Annotated in this window: 18 protein-coding genes; 9 read left to right on the top strand and 9 right to left on the bottom strand. The window is 64.3% G+C overall.

All coding sequences use genetic code 11. The annotated features are described in order from the left end of the window. Nucleotides 1-132: 132 nt before the first annotated feature. A complete protein-coding gene (locus NO360_RS09250) occupies nt 133-1,176 on the top strand; it encodes a VOC family protein (protein WP_256307513.1) in 1,044 nt (347 codons plus the stop codon). A gap of 118 nt (nt 1,177-1,294) precedes the next feature. Here the strand turns inward: NO360_RS09250 and NO360_RS09245 are convergent, their stop codons facing one another. The 4 genes from NO360_RS09245 to NO360_RS09230 form a co-directional block, all read right to left on the bottom strand. Beyond that, on the bottom strand, nt 1,295-2,965 hold the full coding sequence (locus tag NO360_RS09245) for an aldehyde ferredoxin oxidoreductase family protein (RefSeq protein ID WP_256307512.1): 1,671 nt from the start codon (nt 2,963-2,965) through the stop codon (nt 1,295-1,297). A gap of 184 nt (nt 2,966-3,149) precedes the next feature. After that, nucleotides 3,150-4,547, bottom strand: coding sequence for an SLC13 family permease (locus NO360_RS09240; protein ID WP_256307511.1), 1,398 nt, complete (start codon nt 4,545-4,547; stop codon nt 3,150-3,152). A gap of 725 nt (nt 4,548-5,272) precedes the next feature. Then, nucleotides 5,273-6,061 carry an ABC transporter permease gene (locus NO360_RS09235; protein WP_256307510.1) on the bottom strand — a complete coding sequence of 263 codons (789 nt, stop codon included), beginning with the start codon at nt 6,059-6,061 and terminating at the stop codon, nt 5,273-5,275. A 1-nt stretch (nt 6,062) separates the two neighbouring features. Beyond that, the gene (locus NO360_RS09230) at nt 6,063-6,869 is read right to left on the bottom strand and encodes an ABC transporter ATP-binding protein (protein WP_256307509.1); all 807 of its coding nucleotides are present in this window, start codon (nt 6,867-6,869) and stop codon (nt 6,063-6,065) included. 236 nt (nt 6,870-7,105) lie between these two features. On the opposite strand from NO360_RS09230, the gene NO360_RS09225 reads away from it, so the two are divergent. The 3 genes from NO360_RS09225 to NO360_RS09215 all read left to right on the top strand — a co-directional run bounded on the left by NO360_RS09225 (nt 7,106) and on the right by NO360_RS09215 (nt 10,064). Further along, on the top strand, nt 7,106-8,197 hold the full coding sequence (locus NO360_RS09225; protein ID WP_256307508.1) for an ABC transporter substrate-binding protein: 1,092 nt from the start codon (nt 7,106-7,108) through the stop codon (nt 8,195-8,197). A 76-nt stretch (nt 8,198-8,273) separates the two neighbouring features. Then, complete coding sequence (locus tag NO360_RS09220; protein ID WP_256307507.1) at nt 8,274-8,984, top strand: ABC transporter permease; 711 nt, start codon at nt 8,274-8,276, stop codon at nt 8,982-8,984. A 171-nt stretch (nt 8,985-9,155) separates the two neighbouring features. Further along, nucleotides 9,156-10,064 (top strand): DMT family transporter, encoded by a 909-nt coding sequence (locus tag NO360_RS09215; RefSeq protein ID WP_256307506.1) that lies wholly within the window; start codon nt 9,156-9,158, stop codon nt 10,062-10,064. A 34-nt stretch (nt 10,065-10,098) separates the two neighbouring features. Here the strand turns inward: NO360_RS09215 and NO360_RS09210 are convergent, their stop codons facing one another. The 4 genes from NO360_RS09210 to NO360_RS09195 form a co-directional block, all read right to left on the bottom strand. After that, complete coding sequence (locus NO360_RS09210) at nt 10,099-10,827, bottom strand: SDR family NAD(P)-dependent oxidoreductase (RefSeq protein WP_256307505.1); 729 nt, start codon at nt 10,825-10,827, stop codon at nt 10,099-10,101. A gap of 8 nt (nt 10,828-10,835) precedes the next feature. Continuing rightward, nucleotides 10,836-11,363: a universal stress protein gene (locus NO360_RS09205; protein WP_256307504.1), complete on the bottom strand. Its 528-nt coding sequence runs from the start codon at nt 11,361-11,363 to the stop codon at nt 10,836-10,838. Nucleotides 11,364-11,444: 81 nt separating this feature from the next. After that, nucleotides 11,445-12,254 (bottom strand): ABC transporter permease, encoded by an 810-nt coding sequence (locus NO360_RS09200; RefSeq protein WP_256307502.1) that lies wholly within the window; start codon nt 12,252-12,254, stop codon nt 11,445-11,447. A 164-nt stretch (nt 12,255-12,418) separates the two neighbouring features. Further along, on the bottom strand, nt 12,419-13,216 hold the full coding sequence (locus NO360_RS09195; protein ID WP_256307501.1) for an ABC transporter ATP-binding protein: 798 nt from the start codon (nt 13,214-13,216) through the stop codon (nt 12,419-12,421). 500 nt (nt 13,217-13,716) lie between these two features. Here NO360_RS09195 and NO360_RS09190 point away from each other — a divergent pair, with 500 nt between their 5' ends. From NO360_RS09190 to NO360_RS09180, 3 genes are all read left to right on the top strand, one after another. Next, on the top strand, nt 13,717-14,958 hold the full coding sequence (locus tag NO360_RS09190; protein ID WP_256307500.1) for a twin-arginine translocation signal domain-containing protein: 1,242 nt from the start codon (nt 13,717-13,719) through the stop codon (nt 14,956-14,958). A 6-nt stretch (nt 14,959-14,964) separates the two neighbouring features. After that, complete coding sequence (locus NO360_RS09185; protein ID WP_256307499.1) at nt 14,965-15,786, top strand: ABC transporter permease; 822 nt, start codon at nt 14,965-14,967, stop codon at nt 15,784-15,786. Nucleotides 15,787-16,008: 222 nt separating this feature from the next. Next, complete coding sequence (locus NO360_RS09180; protein WP_256307498.1) at nt 16,009-17,727, top strand: thiamine pyrophosphate-requiring protein; 1,719 nt, start codon at nt 16,009-16,011, stop codon at nt 17,725-17,727. A gap of 35 nt (nt 17,728-17,762) precedes the next feature. Here the strand turns inward: NO360_RS09180 and NO360_RS09175 are convergent, their stop codons facing one another. Continuing rightward, on the bottom strand, nt 17,763-19,208 hold the full coding sequence (locus tag NO360_RS09175) for an aldehyde dehydrogenase family protein (RefSeq protein ID WP_256307497.1): 1,446 nt from the start codon (nt 19,206-19,208) through the stop codon (nt 17,763-17,765). A 167-nt stretch (nt 19,209-19,375) separates the two neighbouring features. On the opposite strand from NO360_RS09175, the gene NO360_RS09170 reads away from it, so the two are divergent. Both NO360_RS09170 and NO360_RS09165 read left to right on the top strand, forming a co-directional pair. Beyond that, nucleotides 19,376-20,365: an amidohydrolase family protein gene (locus NO360_RS09170; protein WP_256307496.1), complete on the top strand. Its 990-nt coding sequence runs from the start codon at nt 19,376-19,378 to the stop codon at nt 20,363-20,365. 123 nt (nt 20,366-20,488) lie between these two features. Next, a complete protein-coding gene (locus NO360_RS09165; protein ID WP_256307495.1) occupies nt 20,489-21,832 on the top strand; it encodes a hypothetical protein in 1,344 nt (447 codons plus the stop codon). Nucleotides 21,833-22,251 lie beyond the last annotated feature (419 nt).

Raw genomic sequence — 22,251 nt, 5'->3', positions numbered from 1 at the left:
AGTTCTCTTATATACATTTTTCTAAGATGAGCAACTTTGGGTATTGGCTACCGGTAGACAAATTGTTGTTTCTGCTTCCCAGACACTCGAAACCATAGTAACAAATAAATAACATAATTATCGACTCGACATATGGGTATTGCAACCCTTGCACACGCAGAACTGTACTGTCCGGATCTGGAGGCGTCGCTGGAACACTTCCGCGACACGATGGGGATGTACGTCCGCCACGAGGAGGCGGACGCGTACTACCTGGCGGCCTTCGGCGACTGGCAGGATTACACCCTCATCATCCGCGACGGCGACACTTGGGGCTGCAAGCACGTCGCCTGGATGCTCGAAGACGAGAGCGACTTCGAGGACTTCGAGAAGCGGATCGAGGATGCTGGATACGACACCGAGTGGGTCGAGGACGGAGCCGAACCCGGCCAGGGGCGCGCCCTCAGGTTCGACTACCCGGGCGCGACGCCCGAGTATATGGAACTGGTCTACGATGTCGACCGCGCGTTCGACACGGTCGCAGACGAGAACAAGCCACGGTTGAAGAACCAGCCCGCCCGCAAACCGGAACGCGGTGCGGGCTTCCGCCGCATCGACCACGTGAATTTCAACGTGAGCAACGTCCCCGAGTGCGTCGACTTCTTCGAGCACGTCCTCGGGTTCGAACTCCGCGAGGAGGGGCTGGATCCCGACGGAAACCAGGTCGGCGCGTGGATGAGCGTGAGTCCGCTCGTCCACGAAGTCGCCTTCATCACGCCACCGCCGGACGCAAACGTCGTCGACAAGATCGACCACGTCGCCTACTACATGGACGGCGGCTACCGCGGGGAACTCGAACGCGCCGCCGACCTCCTCAGGGAACGCGACATCGAGTTCGTGGGCGGCCCCGCCCGGCACGGTATCAGCCAGGCGCACTTCAACTACTACCTCGAACCCTCCGGCAACAAGGTGGAGATCTTCGCCGGCGGCTACCTGATCTTCGACCCCGAGTGGGAGACGATCACGTGGACCCCCGAAGACGGCTCTGACGGGTTCGTCTGGTGGGGCGGCAAGGCCGGACAGCACGCCCGCCGACAGTACGATTACGTGCCCACCGACGAGACCGACTGGTCCGACGAGGGGGCCCACCACCTCCGCGACCGGTACAAGTCACAGGAGCCCGAGAACGACGACTGACCGAGTACCGGTCCTCGGGAGTCGTTTTCGCCGTCCTCCCGAGGAGCCGAATCGCCGTGGGTCAGACGGCGATGGCGGTGTGGGGTGAACGCGGTAAAGCGACCGGAGAGAGGTTCCGTCAGTCCGCCTGCGCGTAGTCGGCGACGAGGTCACCGGGGACGACGCCGTCGTCGTTCCAACCGCGCGCGTCGTAGTACTCTTTGATCGAGGAGTCGAGGTCGGGCAGGTCGTAGGGCAGGCGGTCGTCGGCGGCGTCGCGGCCGCGCTGGTTGCTGAAGTGCCGTTCGAGGTTCACGATGCGGTCGCCGATGGCGAGGATGTCCTCGTAGTCCTCGTCGAAGAGCGCCTCGAAGACCTCCTCCTCGATGACGCGACCGAGCCCGAACTGGCAGAGTACCGCACAGTCGCGGACCGCGTTGCGGTTCTCGTGATCGATCAGGAAGTCGGCCTTTCCAGCAGTCCCTTCAGCGGGGATGACGTCGTTGTACTCCGGAATCATCAGCGTCGAGTACATGTGGTCGGCACCGCGGTTCGCGACCGCGTAGGAGAGTCCCTGTCCGTGGACGACGCGGCCGTCGTGGGCGGCGAAGTCCATCCCTTTGACGGTCCAGTTCTCGACGTTGAGGTCTTCGTGGATGCGGTCGATGCCCTCGGCGAGTTTGTCGCCGACGCCCTCGCGACGGGCGATCTTCTCGATGAGTTCGTGGATCAACTCGACGTTGCCGAACTCGTCCTCGCTCGCGAGGTAGGCGGCGATGGTGTTTCCACAGGAGATGGTGTCCATCCCCAGATCGTCACAGAGGCCGTTGGACTTCATGACGTCGACGATGTCGCCGACGCCGGAGTTACTGCCGAAGGCCATTACGGTCTCGAACTCCGGACCCTCTGTTTCCACGCCGCGCTCCTCGTCGCGGGTCGGGAGTTTACAGGCGAACGCACAGACCGAACACGCCGCCTTCTTGTACTTTTTCTCCTCGACGCGGTCGCCGTTGATCTTCTCGGCGTGCTCGAACGACATCTCCGAGAAGTACCGCGTCGGCAGCGAGAAGTTGTCGTTGAGAATCTGCACGAGGTGGGTCGTCCCCTGTCGGCGGAAGATGTCGTCGCTCGTGGCCGCCTGACGGTGCACGTCCATATGCACGTCCTCGTTCGGCAGGTCGACGTCGGGGGCGGAATCGCCCTCGAAGGTGAGGCACTTGACGTTCTTCGAGCCGAGGATCGCACCCAGGCCGCCGCGGCCGAACGCCCGCTCGTCGTAGGTCATCGCGGCGGCGAACCGGACCTCGTTCTCGCCCGCGGGACCGATCGTGACGAGGTTCTCCGCCTCGAGGCCGTACCGCTCGTTCATTTCTTCGGTCACCTCGGGGACGGTCGCACCCGCCAGTTCCGGCACCTCCTCGAACTCGACGCCCTCGTCGGTGACGTGGATTGCGAGGAGGTCGTCGCTCTCGCCGGCGACCTCGACAACGGAGTGACCGGTGCCGACGAAGTTCCGCGAGAGGTAGCCGCCGGCGTTCGAGGAGAGTACTCCGTCGGTCAGCGGCGAGAGGCCGGTCATGTTCATCCGGCCGGTGAAACTCATCGATGACTGCTGGAGGGGGCCCGAGGCGAGGTAGACCCGGTTTTCCGGGCCGAGCGGGTCTGCGTCGAAGGGGATCCGGTCGTGCGCTAATTTCGTCGAGACTCCCCGCCCACCGATGAATTCCTCGAGTTCGTCGTCGATGTTCGTCGTCTCCGCGGTACGGTCGCCCACGTCGACCGTCAACAGCGAACCGTTGGCGTGTAGCATCGTCCGAAGATACGCGAGCGAGTACAAAAGTCCGTCGCACACGGCCACCCGAACGAGCCTCGCTACCGCACCGGTCCACACTGCCGGCCTACCGCCCTGGCCCACCCGGTCGGCCTACTGCTCCGTCTCACCCGGTCGGTCTACCGCTCTGTCCCCGCCGCTCGACGGGCCAGTGTTCGCGCTGTCAGAACACCGCCGAGAGGATTCCGAGTTGCACCGGGATCAGGAGCCCCGCGGTCGCGATCGCGACGACGCCGGTGACGCGGATCAGTTCCCGCGCGTCGACGATGTCGTACGCCAAGATGACGACGAGCACGGCCGACTGATACGGGATGAACGGGACGCCCAGCGCGGCCGTCGACGCCAACACGACCGGGACCAGCGGAACTCCCGCGTCCGACGCGAGCGCGACCACGATCGGCGTCGCGACGCTCACGGCCGCGAGTCCGCCCATCACGACCATCAGCGCGACGGTCGCGGAGAACACGATCGCGAGGACGACGAACAGCGAGGCGTCCGTCGGGACGACGGTCAACATCGCCTCCGCGAGCGCGCCGGCGACGTTCGTTCGCGTCAGTCCCTCGCCGATCGCCAGCACGGCGGCGACGAAGAACAGGATCGAGAAGTCGACCTCGCCGACGGTCTCCTCGAAGTCCGCGATGCCGACGCGCGGGAGGAACACGAGCACGACCACCAGCAGCGCGCCGTACACCGGATGGAAGCCGTGGAACACGTCGGTCACCCACACGGCGACGCCGGCCACGAGAAAGCCGAACATCCGGCGTTCCGACTTCGACATCGACCGCAGTTCGCTCGCGGTGTCCGTCAACTGCAGGTCCGACGGCGGCCGGTACATCGCGTAGACGACGCCGCTGATTAGGAGAAGTCGTCCGAGGCCCATCACCGGAAACATCAGAGCGAACCACTCGGTCCAGGGAATCGAGGTCCCCGCGACCGATTCGAGGATGCCGAGCACGATGATGTTCGGCGAGCCGCCCGTGAGGACGGCGAAGGTCCCGAGATACGTGACCAGAATGGGACCGAAGAACAGGCCGAGTCGCACCCGCGGTGAGTCGAACCGCTCGCCGACTTCGAGCACGACTGGCGCGAGCACCAGCACGCGGACGATGCCGACCGGGATGACCAACACGAGGAACAGCCCCGCCGCGGACAGGCCGACCAACAGCCGGCGGTACGTTCGCGCGGGTTTCGCCGCGGGCGATTCGAGCGTGACGCGGTGGATGACCCAGCGACCGGCCCACTCCGCGAGCCCGCTCCGACGCGTCGCTTCGCCCATCACCAAGCCGAACGCGATCAGCCAGGTCGCCGGCGAACTGAATCCCGACAGCGCGAGGTCGAGGGAGAACGCGAACCCGACGAGCCCCAGACAGAGCACGCCCGTGTACGCCGGTGGGACGAGGTTCCCGACCCAGAGGACGATACAGAGCGTAGTGATCGCTAACATCGTCGCTCCCGCCGGCGCGAACGGCGAGCCGAGCCGAACGGCCCCCGCGGCGAGCACCGCTAACGGAACCGAGAGCGTCGCGAAGTCCGGAACCCGTTCAGTAGCGAGCCGCGTCATTCTCCGAGACTGCGTCCCCCTTCGCATCTCAGTACGCGCACAACTCGTTTCTCGATTATCGACGATATATATGTACGGGTCTGTCCACCCGTCCCGGGCGGAGGCGACCTCCCGGAGTTCGTCGTCTGCCCACACGAGTTCCTCGCGCTCTCGACGGCGGTCGCAATAGTCGACAGCGGGCCGGACGCCGCACTCAACGTCCGACCCGACGCCGAGGGGGTACCGACGAGGGTGATTGCACTCGGCCTCTGCCGGTCTGTTCCAACGGCTACTACAAAGTGAGAGAATTCTGTATCTCAAAACGGAGAATCGAAAGCGATCACGATACTGCCGGGATCCGTAGTCGGCCGTTCGTGAGGAGGGAGTGACGAGAGAGACACGGAAACACCGTGTCAGCGTGCTCGAATCATCACTATTGTTCTATGAGATAACAGATGTACCGATGTTTGCGAGGATGTTTGGGATATCGATCTCCGGTACGTGCCCGGGAGTTTGTTTTCATATTTGAAACGGTAGCCATTCGAATTTTCGAGAGCTGAATCTCTGTCGAGCGGACGTTCCGTTGTTCCGCGTCCGTCTTTCAGGACGTGTGACTGTATCCCCTACCGAGAACGAAATCCTGGAGGACTGAAGCGTGACGCAGATCGCGCTTTCCGGAACTGGAGGCACGCACGCAGACGAGAACCGCAGTCCAGAACTCGCGATCGAGGAACCGCCCGCTCGGTCTACTCCGTCACTCTCACGCCCTCGGCGTCGGGTCGCCACTCCATCACGCGCTCGTGCAGCGGAGCGAGGACGCCGTACTCGACGACGATGAGGAAGACCACGAAGATGATGAGCCAACTCATCATCGTCGGGAGGTCGTACTGGTCGAAGTACCGTCGGAACATGAACCCCACGCCCCGCGTCAGGAGGAACGCCTCCACGAGCAGCGTGATCTTCCACCCGATCGAGAGCGCCGAGCGGAAGCTGGCGAACAGGAACGGGGCGAGCTGCGGGATGATGATGTCCGTGAAGGTCTGGACGCGCCCCGCCCCGAAGAACTCCGCCATCTCCGCGAGGTCGTCGTCGAGGTTTCGAGCGCCCTCCCACATATTCAGCCCCACGAACGGGGTGATCACGAGGGGGATGGCGAAGTAGCCGCTGCTCGCGTCGAACCCGATCCAGATGGCCGACACGAACACGATCACCAGCGAGGGGATCGCCAGCCACGCGTACACCCACGTCGCGAGCGTGCTTTCGAGCGTTTCGCTGCGACCGAGCGCGACGCCTAAGAGGGTGCCCACGATCATCGAGACGAGGAGAGAGGCGAAGAGCATCTGGATCGTCTTCCAGACGTGGTAGTAGAACATATGATCGTACGGGCCCGGCGTCGTGAGTACGACGACGAGCGCGGCGTACGTCTCCGGGAGTCCCGGGACGACCTCCGGGAGCGTGACGCCGCCGACGTACCACAGCGCCAGGAGCGTGATGATCGACGCGACGGTGTAGAGGCTCCGTGTCAGCCGATCCATCTCAGTCCACCACTTGCTCGTGGAACTCCGTGTACAGTTCGGCCTCGCGCTGGGCGATGTCCGGGTCGTCGTACTTCCGCGGCCTGTCGATGTCGATGTCACGGCGGGCGAACATCTCGCCGTCGGTGTTCATCATGTAGATGTAGTCGGAGAGAAACACCGCCTCGTTGATGTCGTGGGTGACGAACAGGATGGTCTTCTCCTCGCGCTTCCAGATGTCCAGCAGTTCCTCGCGGAGGTCGCGCGCAGTGATCTCGTCGAGGCTGCTGAACGGTTCGTCCATCAGCATAATCTCCGGCTCCGTCGCGAGCGCTCTCGCGATCGCGACGCGCTGTTTCATCCCGCCGGAGAGTCGCGTCGGGTAGTTGTCCCCCTCGTCGGCCAGGTTGACCATCTCCAGATAGCGCTCGACTCGCTCGTCCCACTCGGCCTCCGGGACGTCCCGGGCTTCGAGCGCGAACTCGATGTTCCCTGCGACTGTCTTCCAGTTGAGCAGCCGCGGTTCCTGAAAGATGTACCCGAGCGAGAGGTCGTCGGGAGAGACGTCGCGGCCGCCCCGTCGCATCGTCCCTCGGTCCGGTTCGATGAGCCCGGAGACGACGTTCATCAGCGTCGTCTTTCCGCAGCCGGAGGGACCGAGGAGTGAGATGAACGCGCCCGCTTCGACGTCGAGGTCGACCTCGTCGAGGACGAGAATTTGACCCTGTCCGGGTTTTTCGAAGTGTTTGACGATGTCTCGGAGTTCGAGCGTCGCTCCCGCCGTGGCGGACTCCCCGGTCGAGGCCGCCCCCTCGCCGGTCGCAGTCATCGCCCGCCTCCCGACCCGTCTTCGAATAGAATACCCGCGCAGAGATCGTATCGGTACATAGATCGTGTGAACAGATAGCACAAGACGGTCGGAGGATAATAATCTTTCCATAGCTGTTCCGCGACACTGCGTCGGGCTACCCACCGCCTCGGCTCCGCGCCCCGTCGACCGTTCCGCGCACGGACGTTCACGATTGTCCCGGTGATTTTATTACACTCGAAAAGATTCGAGGTATTATGCCTCGTGTTAGCAGAAGGCGGTTCATCGCTGGATCAGGCGCAGTCGGAGTCGCCGGACTGGCCGGTTGTAGCAGCGGCGGGAACGGCGGAGATGGCGGAGACGGCGGCGGTGGCGGCGACAGCGGCGGCGGCGGTGGAGACGGCGGCTCGGAGGGCACCACTACCGGCTCCGCGGGAGACGATCTGACGGCCGTGCGGATCCAACTGCCGGAGGGGACCATCCACTATCCGATGTACGAGGCCGCGACCGACGCCGGCGTCTTCGAGGCGGAGGGAATCGATCTCACGGTCGATTACGCGCCGTTTAGCGCGCAGGTGCAGTCGCTGACGAGCGGGGAAGTGGACGTCAACATGGTCTCGATGATTCCCTATATGGGCAACTACATCAAGGGGGAAGACCTCGTCACCTTCGGCTGGGACGGCTGTCTCCAGAGCATCAACGCGCTGTACACGCGGGCGGGAAGCGAGTACGAGTCGATCGGCGACCTCGAAGGCCAGCGGATCGGGGTGTGGTCGTGGGGGTCCTCGACGGTTCAGGCGTTCCAGGCTGTCGTTGCCGAGGAGTCCGGCCTCCGACTGCGGCAGGACTTCGGGACCACGACCGCCGCACCGCCCGCCCTCCTCGGGCTCCTGCAGGACGAGGAGATCGACGGCGTCATCAACGTGAGCGGGCTGACGATCACGATGGAATCGGACCCCGACACGTATCGTCGGCTGACCCAGCTGAACGCGATGTGGCGGGAACGGACGGGGTACACGCTGCCGCTCACCTCGTGGTGGAGCTACTCCGACTGGTACGAGAACAACACCGAGACCGCCGCCGCGCTCCTCCGCGGCGGACAGAGCGCGACGGAACACTGGCGGGAGAACACCGTGTCGATCCTCGACGAGTACGGCGAGACCGCCGCGATCGACAATCAGGCGAAGGTCGACGTCGTCGACGAGTGGGCGAACGACGGACAGATCTTCCGCGACACCACCACCGACGACTACCGCGACGCCACCTGGCAGTTCGTCGAACTGATGAGCAGCTACGACTTCCTCGAGGAGATGCCGTCGCAGGACGACGTCCTCCGGAACCCACAGTAACGGCTTCAACGTCTCGACATCCCCTATGTATTCTTACATCCAAGAACGAAATATCGAAAAGAAGGCTGCCGTCGCAGTGGTACTGCTCGCCGCCTGGCAGCTCGGCTCGCAATTCTTTCCCTCGTACGTTCTCCCCGGCTTGGTCGAACTGATCGTGGCGACCCAGACGGTGGTCACCGACCCCCAGTTCGGTAGCTACCAGAGCAACATCTTCGACACGTTCCGTCGACTCCTCGCCGGGTTCGCCATCTCCGTCGTCGTCGGCACGGTCGTCGGCACGGCGATGGGTCTCCGGAAGGAAGCGGAGGCGTTCCTCCGCGCGTGGATCGTTCTGGGCCTCTCGGTGCCGTCTATCGCCGTCGCGTTCGCACTCATCATCGCGCTCGGGATCTCCGAGTGGGTGCCGGTCCTGACTGTCGTGATCGTCGGCGTCCCGTTCGTGATCCTGAATATGTGGGAGGGCACGCAGGAACTCGACCCCGAGATCACGGAGATGGCGGACTTCTTCGGCGCGAGTCGACTCCAGCGCTACCGTGACATCTTGCTCCCGCAGGTGCTTCAGTACCTCTTCCCGTCGATGTACTGGGGGCTCGTCGTCTCCTGGAAGGTGCTGTTCATCGCGGAGGTGTTCGGTGCGGGCTCCGGCGTCGGGTATATGGTCAACTACTGGTTCCAACAGCAGCGCGTTGACCTGCTCCTCGGCTGGGTCGTCGTTCCGGTCGTCCTGATCATCGTCGGCCAAGAGAGTCTCCGCGCGGCCGAACACCGCATTATGCGGTGGCGGTAATCTTCACTGACTCCTCGGTCGCCTCCGCTCCACTCTGATCGCCGTCGAACCCGATCGATGCCAACCGTTATGTCGCATCACATCCACCTCGCTAACGATGCAACGCAGTGCTGATGAGAGTCCCGACTCTCCGAGACGCGGTCGTGTCGTCATCGACCCGGGAGCGATACGATGATCCCGACTGACGGGGTCCTCACCCTGGGGATCCTCCTGGCCGCGTTCGGGGCGGTCGCGCTGGCGGTACAGTCGCTGTCGATCCGCTACGGTACAATCACCAGCGACTCCTCGGACGCCCTGGTCGTGGTGCTCGCGGTGAACGTCCTCGCTCTGGTGCCCGCGGCGTTCCTGCTGGGGTCGCCGATCCAGGACCTCACGCTCCGATCGCTCGGTGCGTTCACGGCCGCGGGGTTGCTGGGGACGATGGTCGGCCGCGCGATGCATTTCGAGGGGATCAAGCGCATCGGCTCCAGTCGCGCCGAACCGATCAAGGCCTCGCAGCCGCTGCACGCCTCGCTCATCGCGGTCGTGGTGCTCGGGGAGATCGTCACCGGCGGCCACCTGCTCTCGATGGTCGCCATCGTCCTCGGAATCGGGATCATCACCCACGAACACGGGCGTTCCGACGCCGATGACGGTGGCGCGGGGTACGTGGGTCTCGCGTTCCCGTTCGCGGCGGCGTTCTTCTACGGCATCGAGCCGACGTTCGCGAAACTCGGGTTCGCCGAGGGCGCGGCGGTCCTCACCGGGCTAACGGTCAAGACGGTCAGCGCCGGCCTCGGGTTCCTGCTGTATCTCTGGTGGACGGAGGGACTCCCGGATCTCCGGTCGGTCGAGCGCCGCGAACTCCCGTGGCTCGTCGGAGCCGGTCTCGCGAACACGCTCTTTCTGCTCGGGTACTACGGCGCGCTGGAGTTAGAACCGGTGTCGCTTGTCGTCCCGCTGGTCCAGTCGAGCCCGCTCGTCGTCATCTTCCTCTCGATCGTCTTCGTGAGCGACGACCTCGAACGGATCACACCGCGGCTCGTCGCAGGCGCGCTCGTCGCCGTTGCGGGCGCGATCGGCGTGACGCTTCTGAGTTGACTGGCCGGAGAACGCAATCCCGGCGCAACCCGCGTCAGTAGTACGACAGCCCCGGATCGGCGTTGATCGCCTGCCCGGTCATCACGCCGCTGTCGGGGCCGGCGAGAAACGAGACCACCCCCGCGATGTCTTCCGGTTCGACCACGCGGTCGAGGTCCTGGTTGTCGACGTAGTCCTCCAGGTACTCGTCGCCGGCCTGCTGTGACGCCTCCGACCAGGTGAACCCGGGCATCACGGCGTTGACGCGAACGCCGATGTCGCCGACTTCGGCCGCCATCGCGCGGGTCATCGCGAGCACCGCGCCCTTCGAGGCGACGTAGTGGAGGAATCCCGGGACGCCCATCGTGACGACCGACGACGAGATGTTCACGATGCTCCCGCCGTCGTCGAAGGCGTCGAGGGCGTGTTTCGAGGCGAGGAACGTCCCCTTCGCGTTCACCGCGAGCACCGTGTCCCACTCCTCGGCGGAGATCTCGTCGAAGCGTTTCTTGTCCGTGACCAGCGGCGCGTAGTACGCCGCGTTGTTGACGAGGACGTCGAGGTCGAGTCTCGCGAACAGCGACCGCATCGCGTCCTCGTCGGTGACGTCGGCCTCGCGGAACTCGGCACTGCCGCCCGCCTCCTCGATGCGGGCGACCGTCTCGCTCCCGTCGGCGATGTCCGCCACGACGACGTGGGCGCCGTCGGCCGCGAGTCGCTCCGCGATCGCTCGTCCGATTCCGGTCGCCGCACCCGTCACGACGGCTGTGTTTTCAGCGTTCATTTGATCGACTACTCCTCGCTCATCACCGTGACGACCGGCCGGTCGGCTTCCAACAGGAGCGACTGCGTCACGCTCCCGAAGATGGCCTTTCCAACGGGCGTCCGCTTCCGCCCGCCGACGACGAGATACCGCGGGTCCGCCTCGTCCGCGACGTGCAGGATCTCCTCGGTCACGTCGCCGACGCGTCCGTGGTAGGAAACCGCCTCGACCGCGTCGAGGTCCTCGACAGTCCGCGTCGTCACGTCCTCCGCCACGCCGGCCGCGTCGCGCTGGGCGTGTTCGAGCGAATAGCGGGCGTCGCTGCCGCCGGGCGTCCCCGTCTGATCGCCGAGTTCCCGGTACGTGATCTCCGGGGCGAAGGTCAGCGCGAGGTCCGACGTGCTCTCGACGGAGGATTTCCGCTGCTCCTCGAAGACGTCCTCCGGGATCACGTGCAGGACGACGAGTTCCTCTCCGTACTGTGCTGCGAGATCTGCCGCCACTTCGACGACGCGGTCCGGGACGGTCGTTCCGTCTGTTGCTGCGAGAACGGACATACGACGACGGTTCGCCGTCCACGTATATAATACTCCCTCCGAGCGGGATCGACCGTCGCGAAAGGGAACGAACGGGACCGGTCAGAGAACGCCGAAGTCCGCCTCCTTGCGGTAGGCGAAGACCTTCCGTTCGAGCGGACGGAGGACCGCCATCTCCAGGAGGAAGACGATGACGACGAACACGGCGGCCCACGCCATCGCGGTGTCGTACTGGTAGCGCGAGAAGGCCTCTATCGCCCGGTACCCGACGCCCGAATTCGAGGCGAAGATCTCCGCCTGCGTCTCGATCTTCCAGGAGATGGCGAGTCCGAACCGGACGGCGGTGAAAAGCGCCGGTGCGATACTCGGGAGGATCATCCGACGGAGCAAGCGCCCCTTCGAGATGTCGAACGAGCGGCTCATCCGAATGAGGTTGGGATCGATGTCCTCGACGCCCTTCCAGATTCGAAGCGAGATGTACGGGAACACGGTGACCGCAGTGGCGACCACCGGGGCGGCGACGCCGAATCCGAAGATGATCGTCGTGATCGCGGCCCACGCGATGCCGGGCACGGACAGTGCGATGATGATGATCGGCGTCGAGAAGTGTTCGCCGAAATTGTTGATTCCCATCGCGATGCCGAGCGCCCCGCCGACGAAGAACGCCCCGATGAATCCGAGGAACGTCCGGAAGAACGTGGCCTCCATATGCGTCCAGACGATGCCCGAGGCGAGCAGTTCCGCCGAGGCGTTCACCGTCTCTATCGGTCCGGGGAAGAGCCCCCGCGGAAAGATCACCGTAACGAGCCACCAAGCGGCGAGCCCGAGGACGACGCTGATGATCGCCGCGGCCCACTTGTCCCCGATAGTCGAACGGAGCGGCGTCGGAATCGATCGGGTGCTTGTCGCCATCGACTCTCACTCCGCCGGCCCGGTCGACGACGACCGACGGCCGTCGTCGATGGGTGTTCGATTGCTGTGTACTGGCGATAGTCTCACTCGCATATCCTCACGAATCACGGTGACAGACTTAATTCTTTGCGTGGGGCGTGAATCTGTGCGTCTCATCGAATCACTCACTTGATCGCGTGGAACCGGTTGATCGCGTCCTGTCGAACCTTCAGGAACTCCTCGGAGTCGACGTCGCGCGGTCGATCGAGTTCGATCGACATATCGTCGAATATCTCGCCGTTGCCGAGCATCAGGATCCGGTCGGAGAGTTCGATCGCCTCGGTGATGTCGTGGGTGACGAAGAACACCGTCTTCCCGAGTTGCTGCCAGATGTCGATGAGTTCCTCGCGGAGCGACTCGGCGGTGATCTCGTCGAGGTTGCTGAACGGTTCGTCCATAACGAGAATCTCGGGGTCGATGCTGAGCGCGCGGGTGATTCCGACGCGCTGTCGCTGCCCGCCGGAGAGCTGCGAGGGGTACTTGTCGTAGTGGTTCGAGAGGCCGACGAGATCGAGGTACTCCTCGGCCAGCGCTCTCGTGTAATCGGGGTTGTTCTCGTGGACGTACTCGATGTTCTCGACGCAGGTGTTCCACGGGAGCAGCCGGGGCGACTGGAACACGTGTCCGAGCGTCACGTCGCCCTCTTCGGTCGCCTCGAACTCGACGCGCCCCTCAGTCGGTTCGAGGACGCCGCTAATGATGTTCAGCATCGTCGACTTGCCGCTCCCGGAGCGGCCGATGAGCGTCACGAACGATCCGGGTTCGATGTCGAAGCTCACGTCTTCGAAGACCGTCTCCGTCCCTTCCTCGGTGTCGAACACCTTCGTGAGGTTCCTGACGTGGATCGCACCGGCAGCCGACGTTCCGTGGGCGACGCCCGCGGCCTCGGGGCCCTCGTCGGACTGTTGCACTTCAGACGCCATACGAGCCACCTCCGTCGGCTCCGGCCGCCGAATACGAGCGTGGACGGACTGTGAGAGATCTGGTTCGGGTCATAGCTGTGAGCCTCAATAGTTATTGGGTGTACTTTAGGTTTGCTACGAGACACCAACCCACAGCGTCAACGAATTAGTATTTCCGCCCCCATAAATCGCGTTTCAGAGACACGTCTCCCCGTCGAAGGTCCGCCTCCCATTACTGCTCGCTAGACGACGTGTGTTGGGAGTGTCACCCGTGAAACCGCAGCATCCGACCCCTACACCTGCGTACGTGCTCTCGTGCCAGCTCACCAGATCCCGTATACAACCTCGGATCCGCTGATACCGCAATCGTGCGCACCGATTTACTCGATTGCCCGTCCACTCACGCGTGCGTCCGATCGCAGGCGATTCGAAAAAATCGGTCCCGACACTCGACCGCCTTCGCAGTGCACCGCTGTCCGTGACCGATGGGTTTTTGATGATTGATGCTGACTTGATACCGTATGACACAGGACGGGCAGCCATTCAGTCGTATCGACAGGCGGAAATTCATCAAGGCGACCGGCGCCAGTGCGGTCGCAGCGACCCTCGCAGGCTGTACGAGCGGTGGAAACGGCGATGGCGGCGGAGACGGCGATAGCGGCGGAGACGGTGACAGCGGCGGAAGCGGCGATGGCGGTGGGGACAGCGGCGGAGACGGCGGTGGCGACTCCGGCGGCAGCGGTGACCTGACCACGGTGTCGTTCGCGACACCCCCGGTCGGGATGCCGGTGAACATCGTGATGGAGTACTACCTCGCCGAAAACGACCTCATCCAGCCCCGCTTCGCGGAGGACGGGTACCAACTCGACTACGAACTCACGTTCGAGGACGCGACGCTCTTCGCCTCCGGACAGATCGATATGGGGACCGTGAGTTGGGTCGAGGACGCGCGCCTGGGCGTCGAACAGGATCAGCAGTTGGTCACGTTCGGGAACATCGAGGGCGTCGTCTCGACCCCGTGGGTCGAGGTCGGCGGTCCGTACGATCCGGACGAGACCGGCAGCGTCCAGGCGTCCCTCGACAAGATCGTCGACGAGGGCGCGCGCTTCGGGATCCCCGGCTGGGCCGCCGGCGCGGTGCCGCACCTCCAGAACATCATCCAGGAGAAGTACGGATACAACCTGGCGCAGGACGGCGGCGACTTCAACGTCCAGACGACCGACCGCGGCACGATGCCGCAACTCACGCTCCGCGGGGACCTCGCGACGGCCGTCCACTCGGCCTCGTCGGCGGGGCTCACCGAAATCGTCAACGGGGAGCTCAAACCGCTGCTGTGGATCTGGAACGACTACCTCGAAGAGGGATGGGGCCGACCGCCACTCGTCAGCCTCTCGACGAGACTCGACTTCGCCGAGGAGAACCCCGAAGTGCTCCTGAATATGATCAATATGTGGAGTGAGGGTCTCAACTACGTCCAAGAAAACATTCCGGAGATCGCCGAGGACCCAGCAGGACAGGAGACGCTCGAAGCCGAGAGCCAGGAGGAAGCGCGGTTCCTGATGGACCTGTTCTCCGGCAACGAGGTCGACCAGATCGAGAGCCTCTCGCGCTCGGCGCTGTACTCCGAAGTCGGCCTCGACGAACAGTCCGTCGAGGACGCCCGGAGCGTTATGAACGTGATGGAGGACCTGGGACAGGTTCCCTCGGGCTGGCAGGATCACCTCACGTTCATGACGGTTTCTGACCTCGAAGAGATGGTCTGAGGGCTGATGAGTACCTCACAGCTACGCGGGACGGTGGAAGGAGTCCTCCTCGGCAACCGGAGAGTCGTCTTCGTCGAGTCGATCCTCCTCCTCATCCTCGTCTGGGAACTGAGCGCCCGCGTCTTCGCCATCACCGACCTCATCGCCTCCCCGCTCCTGGTGGGGGCGTCGATGTACGAGATGCTCCAGGCCGGCGAGTGGGTGATGCACTTCGTCGCGTCGATGCAGCGGATCGTGTACGGGTTCGTCGCCGCGCTCGTCGTCGGCATCGTCGGCGGCATCGCGCTCGGGGTAAGCAACTTCTGGGGACGGGTGCTCCGCTACTACGTCCTGGTCGGGATGGCGGTGCCGGGGCTGTTCGTCGTCATCTTTACCGCGATGGCGTTCGGGATCAGCGACACGACGCCGATGCTCGCGACGGCGGTCATCACGGCCCCGTTCGTCGTGGATATGATCCAGAGCGGCGTCGAGAACGTCGATTCGGACCTGCTCAATATGTCGAGTGCGTTCGGCGTGTCGCGGACTCGGGTGTACAAACGAGTCCTGTTCTCGTCGATCCTCCCCGAGATCTTTTCGAGCATCCGGTTCACGTTCTCGGTCGCGTGGAAGGTGACCATCCTCGCGGAGGTCGTCATCTCGAACGTCGGGATCGGTTTCCTGATCCGAGACAACATGAGTCGGTTCTCGATGGTCGGCGTGCTCCAGTACGTCGTCCTGTTCGTGATCGTGATGATGATCATCGAATACGGCGTCTTCAGCAAGACCGAACAGTACCTCTTCTCCTGGCGCGAGGACGTCAAGTCCTCGATGGGCACCGGGCCGCGCTAACTCCGTTTCAGGGCACCCCGTCTCCGTAGCTGTCACGGCACTCAGTCCCGGTATCTGTCACGGCACCCCTTTCTCCGGGCGTTCCCACGTCGCTGCGGACCTCGTTTTCACGGCGATGACCGCCCCTCGTCGGGCACACTGTCCGATTCCGTGGGCGAAACCACGTCGGCATAATTATATCAGGATCGACAGTGAGTGTCTCACGTAGGAGAGAGCACCCACGTGTCAGCATCCGAACCGGACCCCACGACAGCCGACCGTACCGCCGCAGAGAGGTTCCTTCGCTCGTTCCACCGCCACGGTGTCGAGTACGTCTTCGCGAACCTCGGGACCGACCACACCCCGCTCCTGGAGGCGGCCGCCGCTGTCAGGCGGGCCGGAGACGAAGACGCGATCCCCGGCATCGTCTCCTGTCCCCACGAGTTCGCCGCGATGAGCGCCGCGCACGGCTACGCCGCCGTGACGGGTGAGCCGCAGGTCGTCTTGGTCCACGTCGACGTCGGGACCCAGAACCTCGGCGCGGCGATGCACAACGCCCACCGAGCCGGCGCGCCGGTGTACGTGCTCGCGGGCCTCGCGCCCGTGACCGACGCCGGCCACTCCGGTTCCCGCGACCACCCCGTCCACTACTTCCAGGACGTCTTCGATCAGCCGGGAATCGTCCGGGAGTACTGCCGGTGGGTGGACCAGTACCGACCGCCGGCCGATCCGGCCGAGACGGTCCGCCGGGGACTGGAGCGCGCCGTTTCCGAGCCGGCCGGCCCCGTCTACGTCACGGCGACCCGCGAGGCGCTCAGCGAGACCGTGGAGCCGACGCCAGCGACCGCCGCGCGCCGCCGAGTCGGTCCCGGCGGCGCCGACGGCGACGAGACCGATCGACTCCTCGATCTCGTCCGGGACGCGGACCGGCCCGCCGTGATCACGAGCGACCTCGGTCGAGCGCCGGCCGAAGAGCGCGTCGAGGCGCTCGTGACGTTCGCCGAAGCGGCCGGTGCCGGCGTCGTCGAGCAGACCCCGACGACGCTCTGTTTCCCCCGGGACCACGGGCAGCACGTCGGCTACGATCCGACGGTAGCACTGGAGCGCGCGGACCTCGTGATCCTCGCCGACACCGACGTCCCCTGGATCCCCGACGGGGACGCCGTCGCGACCCACGCGACCGTCGTCCAGATCGATCCCGACCCGACGAAACCCGCGTTCCCCCGGTGGCCGTTCGCGGTCGACGAGTCGATCCAGGCGGACGCCGCGGCGACGCTGTCGGCCGTCGCCGACCGTCTCGACGCTGCGAACGAGGACGGTCTGTCATTCTGGCGGGACGTCGCCGCCGAGCGGCGGGCGGACGCGGAAGCCCGCCTCTCGGCCGACACCGAGGCGGGCCGACTCACGCCGACGGTGCTCTCGGACGCGGTCGAATCGATCGTCGACGAGGAGACGATCGTCGTCGAAGACGCGGTCACCAGCCGCCCCGCGATTATGTCGCAAATACGACTCTCGGAGCCGGGAAGCTACTTCTGGAAGGGCGGTGCGGGCCTCGGCTGGGCGGGCGGGGCGGGCGTCGGCGCGAAGTTGGCCAGCCCCGACAGCCGCGTGATCTCGCTCGTCGGCGACGGCTCCTACCTGTTCGCGAACCCCTCCGCGTGTGCTCTGCTCGCCGCCGAGTACGACGCACCGACCCTCACCGTCGTCTACGACAACCAGGGGTGGAACGCCGTCGAGGGCGCGACGACGGCGCAGTACCCCGACGGGGCGGCCGCCGCGGACGCCGTGCCGGAGAGCCACATCGAGACCACGATGGATCTCTCGGCCCCGGCGACGCTGGTCGACGCCCACACGCGCGTCGTCGACGACCCCGACGAACTGCCGGGAGCGCTGACGGACGCCGTCGAGGCCGTCGAGGACGGAACGCCCGCGGTGCTCGACGTGAAGGTCGAGCGACCGTAGGACGGGGAGAAACCGAGAGAGCCGAACGAGATGCCTTACTCGTCGCCGACGGAGCCGATGTCGACGTTGACCGTCTTCAACTGCGTGTAGTGATCGACCGCCTGCATTCCCTTCTCGCGACCGAGCCCGCTCTTCTTGTAGCCGCCGAACGGCGTCTGCGGGCGTGAGCCGGCGTACTGGTTGACCATCACGCTGCCCGCCTCGATCCCGTTGGCCACGCGGTGGGCGCGGTCCAGCGTGTTCGTCCAGACGGTCGCGTAGAGGCCGTACTCCGTGTCGTTCGCCCGGCGGATGGCCTCCTCCTCGTCGGAGAAGGAGTAGAGGTTGATCACCGGTCCGAACACCTCCTCACACGAGATCGGTGCGTCGTCGTCGACGCCCTCGATGACCGTCGGCTCGTAGAAGTTACCGTCGCGGTCCGCTGGCCGTCCGCCCGTGAGCACGCTCGCACCGCCGTCGGCCGCGTTCTGGACGTAGCTATCGATCTCTTCGACCGCCTCCGGGGAGATCACCGGGCCCAGATCGGGGTTCTCCGACCCCGGACCCAGGGTGATCGACTCGACGGCGTCGACGTACCGGGATTTGAACTCGTCGTAGACGTCCTCGTGGACGAAGATCCGCGTCGTCGCGAAGCAGACCTGGCCGTTGACGAGCGTGATCGCCTTCATCGCCCCGTCGAGCGCGTCGTCGAGGTCGGCGTCGTCGAAGACGACGGCCGGGCTCTTGCCGCCGAGTTCCAGCACGGTCGGGATGACCTGATCGATCGCCGCCTTGCCGACGATCTGTCCGGTCGAGACCGACCCGGTGAACGTGATCTGGTCGACGCGCGGGTCCGTGGTCAGGGACTTGCTGGTCTCGACCAGTCCGGGGACTACGTTGAACAGCCCGTCTGGAAGGCCCGCCTCGCTCGCGATTTCGGCGAGCTTCAGGATGACGCCGGGGGCGAAGGGCGAGGGTTTAACCACGACGGCGTTACCGGCGGCCAGCGCGGGGGCGACGCCGCGGAAACACAGCAGCACCGGCGCGTTCCACGGCACGATCTGGGCGCTTATTCCGATCGGTTCCTTGCGGCTGAACGCCTGATTCGACTGTTTCAGCGGAAACGTCTGCCCCTCGATCTTGTCGGTCATCCCCGCGTAGTAGTCGACGTAGTCCACCGCGTTGCCGACCAGCCCCCTCGACTGACCGATCGGACGCCCGATCTCCTGCGTCGAGATGTCGGCCAGTTCCTCGACGTGATCTTCCAGCGCACGGGCGACGTCGCGCAGCACGCGACCGCGCTCGACGGGGTCCATCGCCGCCCACTCGACTTGTGCGCGCTCTGCAGAGTCGAGAGCCGCGTCGACGCCGCTCTCGCCGGCGTCCGTTACCGACGCGATCTCCTCCCCCGTCGAGGGGTCCTCGACCGAGAACGTGTCGCTCATCTGATGGTAGTTGCCGTTGACGAACATCCCGCGGTGCTCGACGCGCTCCTGAGACATACTACGACGTATCCGGGTAACGGTATTAGGCTTTGCGACCGGATCAGCGCTACCGATCGGAAAAGTCCGCACTAGTCGGTTTCTGCTATCTTACCGCTGTCGCGCCCGTGCGCTCGTTCACCTAAATTACACAATGATTTAAGTAATATCACACCAAGCAGCCAACGATGCCCGAGATCATAGACGCGACCTCGCACATAATGTCGAGCGAGGCGCTCGACGAACTGGAGCAGGTCCACCCGACCTCCGAACTGGATAGCCTTCGCAACGCACCGCGGATGTTCGACGTCGAGGGCCGTATCGAGTATCTGGACGCGAACGGGATCGACCGGCAGGTGATCAACCTCGCCGCGCCGATGCTCTGGCAGGGGATCGACCCCGACGACGCCTTGGAGGCGACCCGCGTCGCGAACAACGAGATCCGACGAATCGCCGACGAACACCCCGATCGGTTCATCCCCACGGCGACGGTGCCGTTCCTCACCGACGAGTACGTCGACGAGGTTCGCCGGTGCATCGACGACCTCGGGATGCACGGCGTCCAGATCTTCTCGAACATCGACGGGCGGATGCTCGATGACGACGACTTCGAGGAGTTCTACGCGACCGTCGACGACCTCGACATCCCCATCTGGATTCACCCGCAGCTCGCCGACTGGCACGACTACGACCAGTCTCACACCTGGATCTACAAGATGCTGGCGTGGCCGTTCGACACGAACATCGCGCTGGCTCGCCTCATTTTCTCGGGCGTCCTCGACCGCCACGAGAACCTCGAGATCATCTCTCACCACCTCGGCGGATCCTTCCCCTACCAGATCGGGCGGATCCGCTCGTGGTATCAGACGCGGACCGAGGAGCCGGAACTGTACCAGAACCCCGCGATCGCCGACCTCTCGGAACCGCTCGACGCGTACTTCGATCGGATCTACGGCGACACCGCCGTCAGCAGTCAAGGAGAGTCCTATCCGCTGGAGTGCGGACTGGAGTTCTTCGGCGCGGACAACGTCGTCTACAGCGCCGACTACCCCTTCGGGCCCGACAAGGGGCGGTACTGGGCGACCGAGATCATCCCGCTGATCGAGAACCTCGACATCTCGGAGGCGGACAGGGAGAAGATCCTCTCCGGCAACATCAAGCGGCTGCTGGATCTGTAGCCCGCGTCGCAATTTCGGAACGCGCAGATAGCTCTCTAGATATTATTTCTTGATAATCTGCTTTGTTTCTCCGTGGGTTCCGAGTAAGATATATTTAAGTGTATGGGGAATCCCCCTCGGTGTATGGACCCCGAAGAGATTCAGGCGTCTGGTAACCCCGTCGAAGTGCTGCGTCGCAAGGGCGGCGACTACACGGATAACTTTCCCGTCGTCCCGAACGAGCAGACGAACTGGCTCGACGAACAGCGGGCCGTCACGGAGACCGTCTCGCTCGCTAACCTCTCTCATCATATGACGTCGCTACGCGTGACCGGACCGGACGCGCGCGACCTGCTGCGCGACCTCAGCGTCAACAGCTTCGAGAACTTCGAGGTCGGCCGCGCGAAGCAACTCGTGATGTGTAACCCCAACGGCCATATCATCGGCGACGGACCGATGCTGCGGGTCGACGACGAGGAGTACTACAGCGCCGGAATGCTGTCGGCGAACTGGGTTCGCTACAATCTGGAGACGGGCGATTACGACGCGACCGTCGAGACCGAGCCCAGAACCTCCGCACACGAGGGCGACCCGGAGAAGTTCGTGTTCCAGGTACAGGGTCCGAACGCGCGAGACGTCTTAGAGCAGGTCACCGACGCGGACCTGGATTCGATTCCGTTCTATCACTTCGAGGAGATCGATCTCGCCGGCGTCGACACCCTCGCTGTCGGGCACGGGATGTCGACGGAGTTCGGCTTCGAGTTCATCGGTCCCTACGAGCACGCCGACGAGGTACGGGAGGCGATCGTCGAGGCCGGTCAGGACTACGGCCTCGAACAGCTCGGATCGAAGGCCTACCACACGCTCTCGGTGAAGCTCGGATGGGTGCCGCCGGGCGTGCCGCCGATCTACAACGTCGAGGAGATGAGCGACTATCGCGAGTGGCTCGACGCCGACAGCCGCGAAGCCACCTACTCAATCGACGGGAGCTTCGTTTCCGATGACATCTCCGAGTACTACATGGATCCGATCGAACTCGGATACGAGAAGCTCATCAGCTTCGATCACGACTACGTCGGTCGCGAGGCGCTCGAAGAGAAGGTCGAGGATCCGGATCGGACGCTCGTCTCCCTCGCCTGGGACGAAGAAGACGTCATCGACGTGTACGCCTCCCTGTTCCGCGACGGCGAGACGAAGAAGTTCATGGACCTGCCCAGGATCGCTTGGGGCCGGGCGAACTACGACGAAGTGTTGCACGGCGACGAGTTGATCGGGCTCTCGCACTCGCGGTCCTACGAGTACGACGCGGGGACGATCATCTCGCTGTGCAGTATCGACGTCGAACACAGCGAACCCGGAACCGAAGTCACGCTCGTGTGGGGCGAGGAGGACTCGCCGAATCCGAAGGTCGAACGGCACGAGCAGACCGAGATCCGGGCGACCGTCGGTGAGGTGCCGTACTCGCCGGATCAACGGAAAGGCGAGTAGCGTTCGAGAGCGGACGTCGACCGTTCCAGCTTTTTGCAGACGATCTCTCCGTGGGCCGCGAGCGCGGCCGTCTCGACGTCGAATCGATCAGCGTCGGCTGACCACAGAACTGTTCGGTTCGTATCGTCGAGTCAAAAACCGTCTGCCGCTCGCGGCGGGCCCCAACCGTATCAAATAATCCGATATTGTCGGATAATATACGATGAATGATAATGATGATTACCGCTCGATCGGCGACGCCCTAACAAGAGTACGTCCGTTAGAACTTCTCGGATCTCCCCGAACTCGAGCACCGATAGACAGATACTGTGATCGAAATGATCGGATCGGACCGACTCTCTCAAGTCTCGCGTCGTTCATTTCGGGGACTCGAAGCGTGGCCGAACGATCAGGTTTCGGCTACCCCAACTCGCCTGATA

The organism is Halobellus litoreus (assembly GCF_024464595.1).
Taxonomy (GTDB): Archaea; Halobacteriota; Halobacteria; order Halobacteriales; family Haloferacaceae; genus Haloquadratum; species Haloquadratum litoreum.
Note: the sequence above shows the minus strand (reverse complement) of the source record. Positions and strands in the feature narration are given on the sequence as shown.

Bases quoted from the DNA above. Each gene is read 5' to 3' on its own strand.
- NO360_RS09250 (WP_256307513.1), top strand. From the start codon at position 133: ATGGGTATTGCAACCCTTGCACACGCAGAACTGTACTGTCCGGATCTG.
- NO360_RS09245 (WP_256307512.1), bottom strand. From the start codon at position 2,965: ATGCTACACGCCAACGGTTCGCTGTTGACGGTCGACGTGGGCGACCGT.
- NO360_RS09240 (WP_256307511.1), bottom strand. From the start codon at position 4,547: ATGACGCGGCTCGCTACTGAACGGGTTCCGGACTTCGCGACGCTCTCG.
- NO360_RS09235 (WP_256307510.1), bottom strand. From the start codon at position 6,061: ATGGATCGGCTGACACGGAGCCTCTACACCGTCGCGTCGATCATCACG.
- NO360_RS09230 (WP_256307509.1), bottom strand. From the start codon at position 6,869: ATGACTGCGACCGGCGAGGGGGCGGCCTCGACCGGGGAGTCCGCCACG.
- NO360_RS09225 (WP_256307508.1), top strand. From the start codon at position 7,106: ATGCCTCGTGTTAGCAGAAGGCGGTTCATCGCTGGATCAGGCGCAGTC.
- NO360_RS09215 (WP_256307506.1), top strand. From the start codon at position 9,156: ATGATCCCGACTGACGGGGTCCTCACCCTGGGGATCCTCCTGGCCGCG.
- NO360_RS09210 (WP_256307505.1), bottom strand. From the start codon at position 10,827: ATGAACGCTGAAAACACAGCCGTCGTGACGGGTGCGGCGACCGGAATC.
- NO360_RS09205 (WP_256307504.1), bottom strand. From the start codon at position 11,363: ATGTCCGTTCTCGCAGCAACAGACGGAACGACCGTCCCGGACCGCGTC.
- NO360_RS09200 (WP_256307502.1), bottom strand. From the start codon at position 12,254: ATGGCGACAAGCACCCGATCGATTCCGACGCCGCTCCGTTCGACTATC.
- NO360_RS09195 (WP_256307501.1), bottom strand. From the start codon at position 13,216: ATGGCGTCTGAAGTGCAACAGTCCGACGAGGGCCCCGAGGCCGCGGGC.
- NO360_RS09190 (WP_256307500.1), top strand. From the start codon at position 13,717: ATGACACAGGACGGGCAGCCATTCAGTCGTATCGACAGGCGGAAATTC.
- NO360_RS09185 (WP_256307499.1), top strand. From the start codon at position 14,965: ATGAGTACCTCACAGCTACGCGGGACGGTGGAAGGAGTCCTCCTCGGC.
- NO360_RS09175 (WP_256307497.1), bottom strand. From the start codon at position 19,208: ATGTCTCAGGAGCGCGTCGAGCACCGCGGGATGTTCGTCAACGGCAAC.
- NO360_RS09170 (WP_256307496.1), top strand. From the start codon at position 19,376: ATGCCCGAGATCATAGACGCGACCTCGCACATAATGTCGAGCGAGGCG.
- NO360_RS09165 (WP_256307495.1), top strand. From the start codon at position 20,489: ATGGACCCCGAAGAGATTCAGGCGTCTGGTAACCCCGTCGAAGTGCTG.